15 protein-coding genes are annotated in these 16,739 nt (G+C 74.9%); 9 read left to right on the forward strand and 6 right to left on the reverse strand.

The window, feature by feature from the left end:
• Position 1: 1 nt before the first annotated feature.
• Genes shc through hpnC form a run of 5 tightly spaced genes read right to left on the reverse strand, consistent with a single transcriptional unit; the run spans position 2 to position 6,042 of the window.
• Positions 2–1,909, reverse strand: coding sequence for a squalene--hopene cyclase (shc, locus tag HNR68_RS16755; protein ID WP_179722234.1), 1,908 nt, complete (start codon positions 1,907–1,909; stop codon positions 2–4).
• A complete protein-coding gene (locus tag HNR68_RS16760) occupies positions 1,906–2,919 on the reverse strand; it encodes a polyprenyl synthetase family protein (protein ID WP_179722237.1) in 1,014 nt (337 codons plus the stop codon). Before HNR68_RS16760 ends, shc begins: the two co-directional genes overlap by 4 nt.
• Positions 2,916–4,277 (reverse strand): hydroxysqualene dehydroxylase HpnE, encoded by a 1,362-nt coding sequence (gene hpnE / locus HNR68_RS16765; protein ID WP_343050192.1) that lies wholly within the window; start codon positions 4,275–4,277, stop codon positions 2,916–2,918. Before hpnE ends, HNR68_RS16760 begins: the two co-directional genes overlap by 4 nt.
• Entirely contained in the window at positions 4,274–5,140 is an 867-nt protein-coding gene (hpnD, locus tag HNR68_RS16770) for a presqualene diphosphate synthase HpnD (RefSeq protein ID WP_380574564.1), read from the reverse strand. Before hpnD ends, hpnE begins: the two co-directional genes overlap by 4 nt.
• Positions 5,134–6,042, reverse strand: a complete 909-nt coding sequence (gene hpnC / locus HNR68_RS16775) for a squalene synthase HpnC (protein ID WP_179722246.1) — start codon at positions 6,040–6,042, stop codon at positions 5,134–5,136. Before hpnC ends, hpnD begins: the two co-directional genes overlap by 7 nt.
• A gap of 597 nt (positions 6,043–6,639) precedes the next feature.
• On the opposite strand from hpnC, the gene HNR68_RS16780 reads away from it, so the two are divergent.
• Genes HNR68_RS16780 through HNR68_RS16820 form a run of 9 tightly spaced genes read left to right on the forward strand, consistent with a single transcriptional unit; the run spans position 6,640 to position 15,211 of the window.
• Positions 6,640–7,449: an ABC transporter permease gene (locus tag HNR68_RS16780; RefSeq protein WP_179722248.1), complete on the forward strand. Its 810-nt coding sequence runs from the start codon at positions 6,640–6,642 to the stop codon at positions 7,447–7,449.
• Positions 7,449–8,276, forward strand: coding sequence for an ABC transporter permease (locus HNR68_RS16785; RefSeq protein WP_179722250.1), 828 nt, complete (start codon positions 7,449–7,451; stop codon positions 8,274–8,276). The genes HNR68_RS16780 and HNR68_RS16785 overlap by 1 nt, the downstream gene beginning before the upstream one ends.
• 2 nt (positions 8,277–8,278) lie before the next feature.
• Positions 8,279–9,463, forward strand: coding sequence for an MCE family protein (locus HNR68_RS16790; protein ID WP_179722252.1), 1,185 nt, complete (start codon positions 8,279–8,281; stop codon positions 9,461–9,463).
• A complete protein-coding gene (locus tag HNR68_RS16795; RefSeq protein ID WP_179722254.1) occupies positions 9,460–10,449 on the forward strand; it encodes an MCE family protein in 990 nt (329 codons plus the stop codon). The genes HNR68_RS16790 and HNR68_RS16795 overlap by 4 nt, the downstream gene beginning before the upstream one ends.
• Positions 10,446–11,423, forward strand: coding sequence for an MCE family protein (locus HNR68_RS16800; protein WP_179722256.1), 978 nt, complete (start codon positions 10,446–10,448; stop codon positions 11,421–11,423). Before HNR68_RS16795 ends, HNR68_RS16800 begins: the two co-directional genes overlap by 4 nt.
• On the forward strand, positions 11,420–12,493 hold the full coding sequence (locus HNR68_RS16805; protein ID WP_179722258.1) for an MCE family protein: 1,074 nt from the start codon (positions 11,420–11,422) through the stop codon (positions 12,491–12,493). Before HNR68_RS16800 ends, HNR68_RS16805 begins: the two co-directional genes overlap by 4 nt.
• Positions 12,490–13,506 carry an MCE family protein gene (locus tag HNR68_RS16810; protein ID WP_179722261.1) on the forward strand — a complete coding sequence of 339 codons (1,017 nt, stop codon included), beginning with the start codon at positions 12,490–12,492 and terminating at the stop codon, positions 13,504–13,506. Before HNR68_RS16805 ends, HNR68_RS16810 begins: the two co-directional genes overlap by 4 nt.
• Positions 13,503–14,696 (forward strand): MCE family protein, encoded by a 1,194-nt coding sequence (locus HNR68_RS16815; protein ID WP_179722263.1) that lies wholly within the window; start codon positions 13,503–13,505, stop codon positions 14,694–14,696. The genes HNR68_RS16810 and HNR68_RS16815 overlap by 4 nt, the downstream gene beginning before the upstream one ends.
• Positions 14,696–15,211 carry a hypothetical protein gene (locus HNR68_RS16820; protein ID WP_179722265.1) on the forward strand — a complete coding sequence of 172 codons (516 nt, stop codon included), beginning with the start codon at positions 14,696–14,698 and terminating at the stop codon, positions 15,209–15,211. The genes HNR68_RS16815 and HNR68_RS16820 overlap by 1 nt, the downstream gene beginning before the upstream one ends.
• 52 nt (positions 15,212–15,263) lie before the next feature.
• On the opposite strand, the gene HNR68_RS16825 is transcribed toward HNR68_RS16820, so the two are convergent.
• Complete coding sequence (locus HNR68_RS16825) at positions 15,264–16,478, reverse strand: four-carbon acid sugar kinase family protein (protein ID WP_179722267.1); 1,215 nt, start codon at positions 16,476–16,478, stop codon at positions 15,264–15,266.
• Positions 16,479–16,739 lie beyond the last annotated feature (261 nt).

Raw genomic sequence — 16,739 nt, forward strand, 5'->3', positions numbered from 1 at the left:
GTCACTCCCCCGCCCGGACGTACCTGCCGAGGGCGGTCAGCGGGAAGATCACCCGGTACAGGTGGTAGTTGATGTAGAAGTCGCCGGGGAACCCGGTCCCGGTGAACTGCGGCTCGTCCCAGCCGCCGTCGGCCCGCTGGGTCCGGGCGAGGTAGTGCAGCCCGCGCTGGACCGCGTCGGTCCGGTGCCGCCCCAGCGCCAGCAGCGCCATCAGCGCCCACCCGGTCTGCGACGGCGTGGAGTCGCCGCGGCCGATCCACGCGGGGTCGTCGTAGGAGCGCAGGTCCTCGCCCCAGCCGCCGTCGGTGTTCTGGTGCCGCTCCAGCCACCGCGCCGCGCGCCGCAGCGCCCGGTGCTCGGGGGTGAGCCCGGCCTTGACCAGCGCCGGGACCACGGCGCCGGTGCCGTAGACGTGGTTGGCTCCCCAGCGGCCGAACCAGGAACCGTCCTTCTCCTGGTGCCGCAGCAGCCACGTCACGCCGCGCCGGACCACCTCGTCGTCGTGGCCCAGCGTGGCCAGCGCCTCGACCACGTGCGCGGTGACGTCGGCCGAGGGCGGGTCGATCACCTCGCCGAAGTCGCAGAACGGCAGCTTGCGCACCAGCTGCCGGGTGTTGTCGGCGTCGAACGCGCCCCAGCCGCCGTCCGCCGACTGCATGCCGCGCAGCCAGCGGGCTCCGCGCTCGATCGCGGCCTGCACCGCCTCCCGGTTCGGGTGGTCCACGCGGTTGAGCGCCAGCAGCACCTCGGCGGTGTCGTCGACGTCCGGGTAGCGGTCGTTGTCGAACTCGAACGCCCAGCCACCGCCCGGGGGCAGGTCGGGGCGGCGCACCGACCAGTCGCCCTCGATGCGGATCTCCTCGGCCAGCAGGAAGTCGGTGGCCCGGCGCAGCGCCGGGTGCGCGCTGGGCACGCCCGCGTCGCGCAGCGCCTGCACGCCGAGCACGGTGTCCCACACCGGGGACTGGCAGGCCTCCAGCCGGCGCACCACGCCGTCCGGGGTCTGCTCCCGGACCAGGAAGCGCTCCAGGCCGTCCAGGCCCTGGCGGACCACGGGGTGGTCCAGCGGGTAGCCGAGCAGGTGCAGCGCGAGCAGCGAGTACACCCACGGGGGCTGGATGCCGCCCCAGGAGCCGTCGGCCTCCTGCCGCGCCACGATCCACTCGGCGGCGCGCAGCATCGCGTGCCGGCGCAGGGAGCGCAGCGGGCGCCGGTGGTAGCGGTGCAGCAACCGGTCCAGCACGGTGAACGCGTAGTTCCAGGACCACGCGGGGCGCGTGGACGGGCGGGGGCGGCCGGTGCGCAGCTCGCGCACCGTGATGCCCAGCTCCCGCTGCGGCCGCAGCGTGCACACCACGGTCAGCGGCACCACGGTCTGGCGGGCCCAGCACGCCCAGTCCGCCACGTTGAGCGGGAACCAGCTGGGCAGCAGCACCACCTCCGGGGGCATGGCGGGCAGCTCGTCCCAGGACCACTCACCGAACAGCGCCAGCCAGATGCGGGTGAACACCCGGGTGGCCTCCAGCCCGCCGTGCTCCAGGATCCAGGCGCGCGCGGTGGCCATGTGCTCGGCGTCGACGTCGTCCCCGGCCAGCTTGAGCGCGGTGTAGGCCTCGACCGTGGTGGACAGGTCGCCCGGCCCGCCGTGGAAGGTGGCCCACGTGCCGTCGCGCCGCTGCTGGGAGCGGATCCAGCGGGCCGCCTGCTCGGTCTCCACCGCGGTGCGGATGCCGAGGAACTGCCGCAGCAGCAGGTCCTCGACGTCCATGGTCACGTTGGTCTCCAGCTCCCCCTTCCACCAGCCGTCGGGGTGCTGCAGGGACAGCAGGTGGTCGCGGGCGGCGACCATCGCGGTCCGCGGGTCGGGGACCACCACCGCGCGGGTGGGCTGCTGCAACTGGTCGGTCAAAGCTTCCTCCGTACGACGAACTCGGCGAGTGAGGTCAACGCCTCGGTGACGTCCTGCGGGCCGCGCGGCAGGTGCTCAGCGGCCGCGTCGAGCCGGCGCCGGCACTCCTGGCGGGTCCAGTCCGCCGAACCGGCGCGCTGCACCATGTCGGCGGCTTCGCGCAGCTGCTGCTCGGTGAGCGGTCCGGGTTGGGCGTAGAGCTCGCGCAGCCGGTCGCCGGCGCTGGTGCCGGAGTTCAGCGCGTGCACCACGGGCACCGACTTCTTGCGGGCGCGCAGGTCCGACAGCACCGGCTTGCCGGTGACCTCCGGGTCTCCCCACAGGCCGAGCAGGTCGTCGACCAGCTGGAACGCCATCCCCAGCTCGGTGCCGAAGGCGCGCAGGCCGACCACGGTGTCCTGCGGGGCACCGGCGGTGAGCGCGCCGATGGAGCTCGCGCAGGCCAGCAGCGCGGCGGTCTTGTCGTGCGCCATGAGCAGGCACTCCTCCAGCGAGACCTGGTCGCGGTGCTCGAAGTCCAGGTCCGCGGCCTGCCCGGCGATGAGCACGCGGGTGGTGGCCGACAGCGCGCGGGCCGCCGCGGCGGCGTGCGGGGAGCTGGACCCCAGCAGGACCTCGGTGGCCAGCGACAGCAGCGCGTCGCCGGCCAGCAGCGCGGCGGGTCTGCCGAAGACGGTCCAGGCGGTGGGCCGGTGGCGGCGGGAGGTGTCGCCGTCCATCACGTCGTCGTGCAGCAGGGAGAAGTTGTGCACCAGTTCCACCGCCGCGGCGGCGGCCACCGCGTGGTCGGGGGCGCCGGGCGGGCGCGCGCACTGCGCCGACAGCAGCACCATCGCCGGGCGCAGGGCCTTGCCACCGCCCCCTTCCGCGGTGCCGTCCACCCCGCGCCAGCCGAAGTGGTACTCGCACACGCGGCGGGTGTCCGGGTCGAGCCGGCCGATCGCCTCGCGCAGCACGGGGTCGACCGCCTCCCGGGCGGTGAGCAGGACGGGCGGCAGGACGGTCGTCATGCGGTCACCTCCACGCTCTGTCGCCGGTGCAGGTCCGCGGCCACCACCGCGGCGGCGCGCGCACCGCTGCGCACCGCGCCCTCGGTGGTGTCCGGCCAGCCCGTGCCCGTCCACGCCCCGGCCAGCACCAGGCCCGGCAGCGGGGTGCGGGAGTCCGGGCGCAGCGCCGCGGTGCCCGGTGCCTGGCGGAAGGTGGCGTGGGGTTCGCGGGTGACGAAGAAGTCGAGCAGCCGCGCCTGGCGGGCGCGCGGGAAGAGCTGCTGCACCGCGGGGACGAACCGCGCGCGCAGGTCGGCGGTGCGCACGTCGAGGTGCTCGTGGGCGGCCGACAGCGACACCGCGAGGTACTGGCCCCGCGGTGCCCCGGCGACCGCGGTGCGGTCGAAGACCCACTGCAGCGGGGAGTCCAGCACGGCGGCCATCCGCAGCCCGGTGACCGGGCGGTCGTAGTGCAGGTGCACGTTGACGATCGGCGCGGCCGACAGCCGCCGCCACTGCGCGACCCCGGGCACCGGCAGTTCCGCGAGCAGCGCGGCGGCCGCCTGGTGCGGCACCGCCACGACCACCGCGTCCGCGGCGAACTCCTGGCCGCGGTCGCCTTCCTTGGCCAGCACCCGGTAGCCGGCTCCAGCGCGCCGGACGGCCCGGGCGCGGCACCGCACGCGGACCTCGGCGCCGGCGGCCCGCAGCGCCCGGTGGGCGGCCTCGCCGTGCAGCTGCGCCAGCGGGGCCCGCGGGACGCCGATGTCCGCGCTGTCGCTGCGGTCCAGCACTCCGGTGCGGAAGACCTTGGCGGCCAGCGACATCGAGGCCTCGTCCGGGACGGCGTTGAGCGCTGCCACGCCGAGCAGTCCCCACAGCGCGGTCACCGCGCGCGGTGATTCCCCGTGCCGGCGCAGCCAGTCGCCGAGGCTGAGCTGGTCCAGGGCGGGGTCGTCGGGGTCGAGCGCGCGCAGGGCGGTCGCGGTCCGCGCCACCCGCGCCCGCTGTCGCGCGCTCAGCTGCCGGTACCCCAGCAGCACGGGCAGCAGGTGGCCGGGCGCCGGCAGGTCCCAGCGGCGCAGCAGCGCGCCGCGGCCGCCGGGGCTGAGCACCGGGACCTCGAAGCGGCGCTGCAGGCTGACCATGTCCTGCGCCCCGATCCGGCGCAGCAGGTCGCGGTAGGCGGTGTAGCAGCGCAGGAAGACGTGCTGCCCGGTGTCGACGACCAGCTCGCCGCGCTGGAAGGAGTAGGTGGCGCCGCCGAGCCGCGAGCGGGTCTCCAGCAGCTGGACGGCGAAGCCCGCCTCGGCCAGGTCCAGGGCCGCGGTCACCCCGGCCAGCCCGCCGCCGACCACCACCACGCGCCCGCGGTTCACGGTGCCATCCCCGCCAGGGAACGTGCCGCGACCCCGGCCTTGCGCCATCCCGACAACGAGGTCCGCTGGTCCAGCGCCGCCGCCGGGTCGGCGGCGATCCGCGCCAGCAGCTCGTGGTAGATGCCCGCCATCGAGGCGCAGCACGCGCGGCTGCGCCGGTCGAGCATGGGCAGCAGGCGCATCCCCTCGCCGTACCACTGCTCGGCCCGCGCGGCCTGGAAGCGGATGAGCGAGGCCCAGCGCTGCCGGTCCTCGACCAGCCCGTCGCCCGGTTCCAGGCGCACCCCGAAGCGCTCCAGGTCCTCGGCGGGCAGGTAGACGCGCCCGTTGAGCTGGTCCTCCCGGACGTCGCGCAGGATGTTGGTCAGCTGCAGCGCGACGCCGAGGGCGTCGGCGCGCCGTTCGGCGGTGGCCCGGTCCTGCGCGCCGAACACCCCCAGCGAGAGCCGGCCGATGGACCCGGCCACGCACCGGCAGTAGTGCAGCAGCTCGTCGAAGGTGCGGTAGCGCGCACCGCGCACGTCGGCCTCGCAGCCGTCGATCAGCTCGTCGAAGGCCGCCAGCGGCAGCGGCATCCGGGTGGCCGCGTCGGCGAGCGCGACCAGCACCGGGTCGCTCGAGCCGGTGCCCGCCGCGTGGACGTCCGCGCGTGCCTGGGCGAGCCGCCGCAGCTTCTCCTCGCGGGGCAGGTCGCCGTCGCCGATGTCGTCGACGCGGCGGGCGAAGGCGTACACCGCCGACAGCGCCCGCCGCTTCGGGCCGGGCAGCAGGCGGATGCCGTAGGAGAAGTTGCGCGCCTGCTCCCGGGTGATCCGCTCGCACTCCAGGTAGGCGTCGCGGACGCGCGTCGACCCGGTCACCACGCGCCTCCCATCGCGAACAACCGCCCCCACTCGGCGAAGGTCCGCCGCTTGCTCGGTCGCACGCCGTGCCCCAGTGGGTCGTGGTGGGCCGCGGCGAAGGCCGCCGCGGTGGCCCGCCCGCCGGCCACGTACCCGGCCACGGCGATGCGGGCGGTGCCGGACAGGCGGCCGACCAGCGGGGCCCCGGCCTCGAGCATCCGCCGCGCCCGGTCCACTTCGTACTTCACCAGCCCGCGCAGCCGGGTCGGGGCGCGGGTGGCGACGAGGTCCTCCTCCGTGCAGCCGAACAGCCGCAGGTCGTCGGTCGGCAGGTAGACCCTGCCCTGGCGGTGGTCCTCGGCGATGTCCTGGCAGTGCTCCAGCAGCTGCAGGGCGCTGCAGATGCGGTCGGAGAGCTCGATGAGCGCGGGCTCGGCCCGGCCGAAGACGTGCAGCACGGCCTCGCCGACCGGGTTGGCCGACAACGCGCAGTAGTCGAGCAGGTCCTCGAAGGTCTGGTAGCGGCGCACCTGCTGGTCCTGCCGGTTGGCCTCGATGAGCTTGACCAGCACGTCGAACGGGATGCCGCACTCGGTGACGGTGCCGGTCAGCTGGCGCAGGATCGGGATGCGCGCGGCGCCCTGGTAGGCGCGGCGGAGGTCGACCTCCAGCAGGTCCAGCAGCGCGTAGCGGTTGCCCGGCGCCTCGTCCCCGGCGAAGTCGACGACGCGGAAGAAGCCGTAGAGGGCGCGCAGGTGCCGTCGCAGGCCGCGCGGCAGGATCCGGGAGGCGACCGGGAAGTTCTCCGACCGCATCCGCGCGAGCACCGCCGCACTGCGCGGGAAATCACCCGAACGTGCGACATCGTTCGGGTGGCTCGGTTCCTCCCCGGACAACGTGCCGTCGGGCAGCGACAGGACCATCGACCCTCCTCCTATCCGTCGGTCAGGAGGCGCAACCGGCATCGTATGAGCAGCGGTGGTGCACCGCAGGGCGAGTGACCGCGGGACGAAATCCCCTTCATCGAGCCGGTGTTCGAACCCGGACCGCGCTGCCGAGATCCACAGTGGACGAGTGATCGAACCGGCCACAGTGGACCAGCTTCGCGCCCTGCCGGACCGCGCGCCGCGCCGCCGGGACGACTCCCGCGCACCGGCACGGCATTCGGGTGGCGGGCATTGACATCCGGTCACGGGTGCCCAGACCGTTGATCCCGCAATCACGGTCCGCAGGTCCACGACGAAGGGAACGCGCCGTGATCGGAGCCGGCCAGACGCCGGACCCGCCCTCCCCTCCTCCGGCACACCCCCGCGCCACCCCGCCGCTCGGCGGCCGAACCGGCCCGCCGCGGGGACCGGTCTGAAGGAGTCGACGGGCTGCGCCGCGCGAGTGCCCGGCGGTCCGGTCCCGGCGCGCGGCCCGGCTCGGCCGATCGGGTTCTCCTCACCACCGCCCGCACCGACCCCGGCCGTGCGCTCGTTCGTGGACCTGCAGGCACCTCGACGCCGGAGGGATGCCGGATGCACCGGGAACCGCCCGCCGCACGCGGCCCGATCGCCGACGCGCTGCTGCAAGCCGGACTGCTGGTGGACTTCGCGGTGCGCACCGCCGGGGCCGCCGCCCGGACCGTCCGCCGGGCGCGGTTCAACGTCGGGGAGTTCCTGCGGCAAGCGACGTTCCTGGCCTCGGTCACCACCCTGCCGGCGCTGCTGGTGACCATCCCGCTGGGCGTCGTCGTGGCGCTCAACGTGGGTTCGCTGGCCGGGCAGCTCGGCGCCCAGGGCTACGGCGGCGCGGTGGTGGCGTTCGTCATCGTCGGCCAGGCCGCCCCGCTGATCTGCGCGCTCATGATCTCCGGCATCGGCGGCTCGGCGATGTGCGCGGACCTCGGCGCCCGCACGATCCGCGAGGAGGTCGACGCCCTGGAGGTGATGGGGCTGCCGGTCGTGGAACGGCTGGTCGTGCCCCGGGTGGTCGCCGCGGTCGTGGTCAACGCCCTGCTGGCCTGCATCGTGCTGCTCGTCGGCATCAGCACCACGTTCCTGTTCCAGGTGCTGGTGCTCGGCGACGCGCCGGGGGCGTTCCTGCGCACCCTGACCCAGTTCTCCCGCGTTCCGGACTTCGTCGTGGCGCTGGTCAAGGCCGCGGTGTTCGCGGTGCTGGCCGCGCTGGTGTCCTGCTTCAAGGGGCTCACCACCAAGGGCGGCCCCGGCGGGGTGGCCACCGCCGTCAACGAGGCCGTGGTGATCTCGTTCGTGCTCGTCTTCGTCGCGAACGCGGTCATCACCGAGCTCTACCCGGTCCTGGTCCCGGCGAAGGGCGACTACTGATGGCGGCTCGGCAACGCACGAGGTTCGCGGTGGACCTGCTGGCCGCCGCGGGTCTGCACTTCACCTGCTACCTCAAGGCCCTCTCCGGTGTCCCGCACGCGCTGGCGCGCTACCGGCGCGACGTGGCGCGATTGGTCGGCGAGATCAGCCTCGGATCGGCCTCGCTGCTGGCCGGGGGCGGCACGATCGGCGTGGTGTTCGCGATGTCGTTCGTCTCGAGCACCCAGGTCGGCCTGGAGGGCTACCGCGGGCTGGACCTGCTCGGCCTGTCGCCGATGACCGGCCTGGCCGCCGCCGTGGTCAACACCCGCGAGATCGCGCCGCTGGTGGCCAGCATCGCGCTCGCCGCCAAGGTCGGCACCGGCTTCACCGCGCAGCTGGGGGCGATGCGCATCTCCGAGGAGATCGACGCCCTGGAGGTGATGTCGGTGCGGTCGCTGCCCTACCTGGTCAGCACCCGGGTGGTGGCGGCGTTCCTCTCCGTGGTCCCGCTGTACCTGGTGGGCCTGTTCGCCTCCTACCTGGCCACCGGGGTCGCGGTGGTGCAGCTCAACGGCGTCTCCGAAGGCACCTACAACTACTGGTTCCGGCTCGTGCTCACCGCCGACGACGTGTTCTTCTCGCTGGTCAAGGCCGTCGCCTTCGCGGTCGTGGTGACGCTGGTGCACTGCGCCCACGGCTACTTCGCCAGCGGCGGCCCGGACGGCGTGGGCAAGGCGGCCGGGCGCGCGCTGCGGACCAGCATCGTGACCATCACCGTCGCCGACGTGCTGCTGAGCATCGCGTTCTGGGGCGTGCGGCCGACCGTGCCGGCGTTGGGGACGTGACCATGATCGAGCCGCTGGGGACCCGAGCACGCCGGACGCTCGCACTGCGCGGGACGGCGGGCCTGCTGGTGCTGGCCCTGGTGGCGGTGCTGATCGTCCTCGGCGGGGCGGGCGCGCTGCGCGCGAAGCCCGAAGTCACCACGGTGCTGCCGGCCGAGGCCGGGCTCATCCGGCCGGACACCCCGGTGCAGTTCCGCGGGGTGCGGGTCGGCCGGCTGGCGGCGGTCGAGCCCAGCCTCCACGGCTCCCGGCTGACGCTGCGGGTGGAACCGGACAGCGTCGCCCGAGTCCCGAGCGGCGTGCGGGTCCGGCTGATGCCGCGCACCGTGTTCGGCGACCAGTACCTCGACCTCGTCGCCCCGGCGACCCCCGACGGCACGACGCTGGCCCCCGGCACCGAGCTCGCCGCCGACGACTCCCGGCCGACGATGCAGCTCTACCACGCCTACAGCCGCCTCCACGAGCTCGTCGACTCGCTGCGCCCGGCGCAGCTGCAGGTCGCGCTCGCCGCCCTCGCCGAGGCGCTGCGCGGACGCGGCGAGCAGCTGGGCGACGTCCTCGACGACGCTGCGCAGCTCACCGCGGACCCCCCGCTGACCGGCGACGACCTGGCCGACCTCACCGCGCTGGCCGAGGACGTCGCCGCCGCGGCACCGGACGCGGTGCGGGCGCTGGACGACGCCGTCGCGCTGTCCCGCACCGTCGTGCAGCGGCAGCAGGACATCGGCGACCTGCTCGGTGCCGGGCTGGCGCTCACCGAGCAGGCGCAGCGGTTCGTCGACGCCAACGGCCGGCGGGTCGTCCAGCTGGTGCGCTCGACCGACCCGGTCGCCGGCGTGCTGGGTCGCCACCCGGACGCGGTGCGCCGGAGCGTGGACGGGGTGGACGCCTTCCTCGACGGGGCGAACCGCGCGCTGTCCAGCGGGCGCTTCCGGATCCGGCTGTCCCTGACGCTGCACCGGCCGTACCCCTACGGACCCGAGGACTGCCCGCGCTACCCCGGCGCCGCCGGGCCGAACTGCCGCGACGCCCGACCGCGCGGGCCCATCGGCCCGGTCGGCGGGCCGCAGGAGCGCGAGGCGCTGCGCCGGCTCGCGCCGCTGCTGCCCGGACGACCGCCCGCCACCGACGCGCTGGGGCTGCTGCTCGGCCCGATCGTGCGCGGAACGGAGGTCGTCACGCCGTGAAGCCCGCTCTCCAGTTCGCCGCCTTCGTCGTCGTGTCGCTGTTCTGCGGCGTGGTCGTGCTCAACACGCTCACCGACCCGGTGACCGGCCGGACGGTGCCCTACCGCGCGGTGTTCACCGACGTCACCGGGCTGCAGCCGGGAAGCGAGGTGACCGTGGCCGGGGTCCGGGTGGGGACGGTGACCGCGGTCGCCGCGCGCGACGGGCTCGCCGAGGTCGACTTCGAGGTCCTCGCCGAGCAGCCGGTCCCGGCCACCGGGCTCGCCGTGATCCGCTACGCCGACCTCACCGGAGCTCGCGCGCTCACCCTGACACCCGGGCGGGGCGGGCCGCCGCTGCCGCCGGGCGCGACGATCCCGCTCGAGCGGACCCGGCCCGCCCTGGACCTCACCGCGCTGCTCAACGGGTTCAAGCCGCTGTTCGACACGCTCGAACCCGCGCAGGTCAACCAGCTGGCCGGCGAGATCGTCGCGGTCTTCCAGGGCGAGGGCGGCACCGTGTCCGCGCTGCTGAGCAGGATCGTGTCGCTGACCAGCACGGTGTCCGCCCGCGACCAGGTGCTCCGAGAGGTGGTCGACGACCTGGGCGCGGTGCTGGGCACGCTGCAGCAGCGGCGCGAGGACCTGCGCGCGCTCGTGGACGGGCTCGGGCGGCTGGCGGCGGAGACGGCGGCCAGCCGGGAGTCGATCGCCGCCGCCGTCGACAGCGGCGCCGAGGTGGCCGGCTCGCTCGCGGACCTGCTCGACGGCCTCGGGCCGGAGCTGTCCCGCGACGTGCGCTCGGCGCGGGAGGTCACCGCGATGCTGGTGCGCGAGCAGGCCCAGATCGACGGCGCCGTGCAGGAGCTGCCCGCGTTCCTCAACACCCTGGGCCGGGCGGCGAGCTACGGGTCCTGGGTCAACGTCTACCTCTGCAACCTCAGCGTGTCCGTCGACCGCGTGCAGGTCGACCTCGGCGCGGGCCCGCACTCGGGGGTGTGCCGATGAGGAAGGTCCTGCTCAACGGCGCGGTCGGGGCGGTCGTGGTGCTGCTCGTGCTGGCGGCCTCGGCGACCGTGCCCCGGCTGCTGTTCCGGTGGCGGACCGACGAGTACCACGCCGAGTTCGCCAACGCCGCCGGGCTCACCGAAGGCACCCAGGTGGTGCTCGCCGGGGTGCCGTCGGGCCGGGTGACCGAGGTCGCGCTGGCCGGGGACCGGGTGCGCGTCACCTTCCGGCTCGACGACGCGCACACCCTGGGCGGGGCCACGCGGGCCGCCGTCAAGCTGCGCACCGTGCTGGGCACCCGGTACCTCAGCGTGGACACCGCCGGCCCCGGCCGGCTCGCCCCCGGCGGGACGATCCCGCTGGAGCGGACCTCGGTGCCCTACAGCCTCGACGAGCTGCAGGCCGACGCCCAGTCCACCGCCGACGGCCTCGACCTGACGGCGCTGCGCGCCATGATCCGCTCGGTGGAGGAGGTGACGCCGCAGGACCCGGAGCTGCTGGGGCGCGCCCTCGACGGGGTGGCGGCGGCCTCGGCGGTCCTCGGTGACCACCACGCGCAGCTGCAGGGCCTGCTGCGCAGCACCCGCACCCTGACCACGACGCTGGTCGAGCAGCAGGACACCCTGGTGGCGCTGCTCGGCGACGCGCAGCTGGTGGTCGACACGCTCCAGCAGCGCCGGGCCGTGGTGCGGCAGCTCATCACCGACGTGCACACCGCGGTCGACCACCTGCACCGGCTGGCCGTGGACAACCGCGACGTCCTGGACCCGCTGCTGGCCGACCTGCACGCGCTCACCGACTCCCTGGAGCGCAACGACCGGGCCATCGACGCAAGCCTGCAGCGGATCGGCCCGGTGGGCCGCTACCTGGCCAACGCCAGCGGGAACGGGCCGTGGGTCGACGTCTCGGCCCCGCTGGGCCCGGTCCCCGACAACGTGCTGTGCGCCGCCGGACTGCTCGAGGGGTGCCGATGACCCGTCAGGCCGTGATCGTCTGCTGCGTGCTCGCCGTGCTGGTCACCGGCGGGTGGTTCACGCTGCTCGGGCCGCGACCCCGGCTCGAGGTGGCCGCCGACTTCACCTTCGCCGACGGGATCTTCCCCGGCAGCCGGGTGGCGATCCTCGGGGTGCCGGTCGGGCGGGTGGAGTCCGTGGAACCGCGGGGCGCGACGGTGCGGGTGCGGATGAGCGTGCCCGCCGACACCGCGCTGCCCGCCGACGCGCACGCCCACATCATGAGCCCGGCGATCATCAGCGACCGCTACGTCGAGCTCGGGCCGGCACACACCGGCGGTCCAAGGCTGGCCGACGGGGCGCTGATCCCGGTGGAGCGCACCCACTCCCCGATCCGCTTCGACCAGCTGGCCGCGTCGCTGGACACGCTGCTGGCCGCGCTCGGCCCCACCGCGGGGGACCCCGGGGTGCTCGACCGGCTGCTGCGCAGCGGGGCGGACTCGCTCGGCGGGCGCGGGCCGCAGCTGCGCGCTGCGATCACCGAGCTGTCGCGGGCCAGCGAGGTGCTGGCCGACGGCAGCGGCGACCTGGGGCCGGTGCTGGACGACCTCGACCAGCTGGTCCAGCTGCTGGTGCAGCACCAGGACACGGTGGACGCGCTGGCCGCCGCCACCGCGCAGGCCGGGGCGGACTTCCGGGAGCAGCAGGCCGAGACCGGTGACGCGCTCACCCGGCTGTCCGAGGTCTTGGTCGTCGTCGACGACCTCGTGCGGCGGCACGGTGACCAGCTCGGCGGCGACGTCGAGCAGCTGAACCGCCTCGCCGGCACCCTGGCGTCGCGGCAGCAGGAGCTCGCCGAGGCGCTGGACACGATGCCGCTGGCGATGGACAACTTCACCCGCGCCGTCACGCCGGACGAGCGGCTGCGGCTGCGGTTGTCGGTCTCCAGCAACCTCAGCCAGCTGGACGCCACCGCCCGGCTGTGCCGCGCGCTGCCGCTGCCGCTGTGCACCGGGGCGGGCATCACCAACCCGGTCTCGTTCCCGCCGGACATCGATCCGCTGCGCGCGTTGCTCGGAGGTGACCGGTGAAGCGCCTGGCGTTCGGGGCCGTGCTGCTGACCACCTCGTGCGGGCTCGGCCTGCAGGACCTGCCGCTCGGGGCGGGCGGGTCCGGCTACCAGGTCACCGCGGTGTTCAGCGACGTCGGCCGCCTGCCGATGGGCGGCGCGGTGCGGCTGGGCCAGGCCGTGGTGGGCCGGGTGTCCGGCATCAGCACCGAGGACTTCCACGCGCTCGTCGAGCTCGACCTCGACCCGGGGGTGCGGTTGCCGGCCGGCACCACGGCGCGGCTGGAGCTCTCCTCCCCGCTGGGCGAGGAGTTCGTGGTCCTGCGCCCACCGGCCACATCGGACGGACCGGTGCTCACCGACGGCTCGGTCATCCCGCTCGAGCAGACCGCGCGCGGCCCGGACGTGGAGAACGCGCTGGCCGCGGCGAGCACCCTGCTCAACGGCGCCGGGCTCGACCAGGCCCGCACCGTCGTCACCGAGCTGAACACCGCGCTCGGCGGCCGCGAGCAGCAGGTCCGCGACCTGCTGGAGCAGTTGGAGGGCGACCTCGGCTCCCTGGACCGGCACCGGGCCGAGATCACCCGGCTCATCGACTCGGTGCACGCGACCTCGCAGCACCTGGCCGAGGCCCAGGCCTCGCTGGACGAGGCGATGACCGGGGCGCGGCCGGCGATCGACGTGCTGCTGGCCGAACGGGACCGGTTCACCGCGCTGCTGGACAGCACCGCCAGGCTGAGCACCGCCACCGCCGCGCTGGTGGACGCCACCGACGAGTCGCTGACCCGGCAGGTCGAGCAGGTCCGGCCGGTGCTGGACGACCTGCGCTCCCTCGACCAGGACCTGGCCACCACCACCGGGTCGCTGCGCCGCTTCTTCGACCTGCTCCAGCAGGCCACGCCCGGCGACCACGTGCTGTTCGACGGGGCGCTCGACGTGCCGGGCACGGTGGCGCAGCTGCTCGCCCCCGGGACGCCCCTGCCGCCGCCCGCCTCCGGCGGCGTCGACTCGATCCTGCGCGGAGGGACCCGGTGAACCGCCGCCTCGTCCTGGCCCAGCTGGCGCTGTTCCTGGTGATCAGCGTCGCCTGCACCTCCTACGTGATCACCAACGTCGCGGGGCCGGGAGCGCTGCGCAGCCCGGTCCGGGTCACCGTGCGCACGCCCGACGCGGCCGCGATCGCGCCGAGCTCGCAGGTCACCTACCGGGGCGTGGTCGTCGGCACCGTCTCCGAGGTGCGCCTGGACCCCGGCGGGGCTGCGGTGGAGCTCGCGCTGCACCCCGGCACGCTGGTCCCGGCCGACAGCACCGCGGTGATCAGCACGGCCACTCCCCTGGCGCTGCAGACCGTGGACCTGCAACCCGCCAGCGACTCCGGGCCGTACCTGCACGACGGCAGCACCATCGACGCCGCGCGCACCCGGCGCCCGGTCCCGCTGGACACCCTGCTGGTGCACTTCACCGAGCTGAGCGAGCAGCTCCGCCCGGACGACGTCGCGGCGGTCACCGAGGCGCTCGCCACCGGGCTGGCGGGCACGGGTCCCGAGCTGACCCGCATCCTGGACGGCACCGCGGTCCTGCTCGACACCGTCCGCGAGCACCGACCGCAGCTGGACCGGCTGGTCAGCAGCAGCCGCCGGCTGACCGGGCCCGACGGCGACCGGATCCGCGAGCTCGCCGCCGGGCTGCGCTCGCTGGCCGGGCAGGTCCGCGAGCACCAGCCGCAGGTCGAGCAGCTCCTCGACACCGCACCCAGCACCACCCGGCGCCTCACCGACCTGTTCGCCCGCACCGACCCGGCCACCACGGCGCTGCTGGGCAACCTGGTCACCACCGGCCAGATCGTCACGGTCCGCGGCCCCGCCCTGGACCAGCTGCTCATCTCGCTGCCGCAGGCGCTGTCCGGCCTGGGCGGGGTGGTGCACGGCGACGCCGCGGACCTCCACCTCGTCGCCACCCAGGGCCCGATCTGCGCCAGCGGGACGGAACGCCGCTCGCCCACCCGCGTGGAGCCGCGCGAGGCGGACCTGCGCTGGCACTGCCCGGCGGACCGACCGGACCTCAGCCAGCGCGGCGCGGCGAACGCCCCGCGCCCGGCGATGACCACCTACGACCCGGCCACCGGCGACACCCCGGCAGGTCTGCAGCTCGGCACCGCGGGCGGCCAAGCCACCGTCCTCGGCCCGCGATCCTGGTATTCCGTTCCGCTGCAAGGAGTCCGCTGATGACCGACAGCTCCACCGGCACCACGCTGCTCCGCACGCTCGTCCGCCACCGCGGGGTGCTGACCGCCCTCGTCCTGGGCCTCGCCGTCGTCGCCGCGCTGGTCGTCTCCGTGGTCCAGCTGCAGCAGGCCCGCGCGGTCGACGAGGCGCGGCGCACCGCGCTGGACGCGGCACGCACCTACGCCGCGGACCTGGCCACCTACGACTTCACCGACCTGGACCGGAACTTCGCCACCGTCACCGCCAACGCGCACGGCCGGTTCGCCGAGCAGTACCGGGAGATCAGCACGAGCCTGACCGAGCTGATCAAGCAGAACCGCGCGGTGTCGAGGGGGACGGTGCTCGCGGCCGGCGTCGCCGAGGCCGATCAGCAGCGCGCCGTGGTGACCCTGTTCGTCGACCAGGAGATCACCAACGTGAACAACCCCGAGCCCCGCATCGACCGCAACCGGATGCAGATGACCCTGCTGCGCGTCGAGGACCGCTGGCGCATCGAGGACATCCAGCTGCTCTAGCCCACCGGTCCACACCGGACCGGTCCAGTGTGGACCGTCCAGGTCCCCGGTCTCAGCAGAGGACGCGGTCGCGGACCCGATCGCGGACGCGGGCGCGGACCGCGCTGATCGCGCGGTGCAGCGTCTCCCGCGTGCCGAAGCCCCCGGCCTTGGTGATCACGTGCCCCGGGTGCGGTTCGGTGCGCGCCAGCACCACGCCCGGTTCGAGCTCGTTGAGCAGCCGCAACCCGGTGACCCCGCGGCGGCTCAGCACCGCCCGGGCGGTCTCGCCACCGGTGAGCACCAGCAGCGACGCTCCGCTGGCCGCGGGCGCGCACACCTCGGCCAGCGCGGTGTTCAGTCTCCGGGCCACGCTGGGGTCCACCGGTCCGTCCACGGTGACCACGACGTCGCCGGTCTCCAGCGCGTCGCGCACCTGCTCGGACATCCGGGCCAGCGCGGCGGCGTTGGCGTCGAGCAGGTTGCGCACCGGCAAGCGCCGGACGTGCGGCACGTGCTCGGCCAGGAACTCGGCCTGCTCGCGCGCGACACCGCTGGCGCTGCCGACCACGGTGAGCGCGTGCCCGTGCACCGGCTTCGGCGGTTCCACCTCGCGCCCCGGCCGCAGGTGCTCGGCGAGGGCGTCGGCCAGACCCGCCGCACCCACCCAGCGCGGCTGGCGCGGTGCGGCCATCCCGGCGGACACGACAGCGTGCAGGTCGCACTCCGCCACGGCGTCGCAGACCACGACGTCGGCCTCGGCGAGCAGGGCGCTCAACCGCTCCCGCAGCGCGCGGACGTCACCCCGGATGGAGGCGAGCGCCACGTGCTTGACCGTCAACGGCTCGAGCGCCGAGGCGATGTCCGCCGGTGGCTGGCCCGGTTCCGCGGCCCACGCCTCGGTGTGGTGCAGGGGGACCCCGTTGACGTGCACGACCCCGCCGAGCACGGTCCGGCCCATCGCCGGCGCGGCCGGGCACACCAGCACCCCGGCGCCGTCGGCGTGCGCCACGAGCTCGCCGACCTCGGCGGCGAGGTTGCCGCGCAGCGTCGAGTCGACCTTCTTGAACACGACCCGGCCGTCGGCGTGGTCGCGCAGCACCGCGGCGACCCGCTCCGCCGCCGTCTGCGGGGCCACGTGCCTGCTGTCGGTGTCGGCGACGAAGACTTCGGCGTCCCCGATGTCCTCCAGCGCCAGCAACGTGCGCATTTCGCGCAACGCGAAGGGGACACCGGAGTCACCGGCACCACTGAGGTCGTCCGCCACCACCAGCACTCGCGATCCCATGGTCACCTGCTCTTCTGTGCGCCACAACCCGTTTCGGCCACCCGCCGCTCCCCCACCGCGCCGACGCGGATCACCATAGACACGTCTGCGCGATTCGCGCAATGCTGCGCCCTGCCGCGTTCGGAACACGCAACGGCAGCGGGGCTGATCGGATCACGCACCTACCCTGCGGTAAGGTCTTGCACCCGGCGGCGGGTCCCCTCCCACGCGGCACGCCTCCGCCGCCTGCAGCGAGGCCCAGCGGGCCTCCGGCCGCGACGC

This window comes from Saccharopolyspora hordei, from assembly GCF_013410345.1.
GTDB classification, from domain to species: domain Bacteria; phylum Actinomycetota; class Actinomycetes; order Mycobacteriales; family Pseudonocardiaceae; genus Saccharopolyspora; species Saccharopolyspora hordei.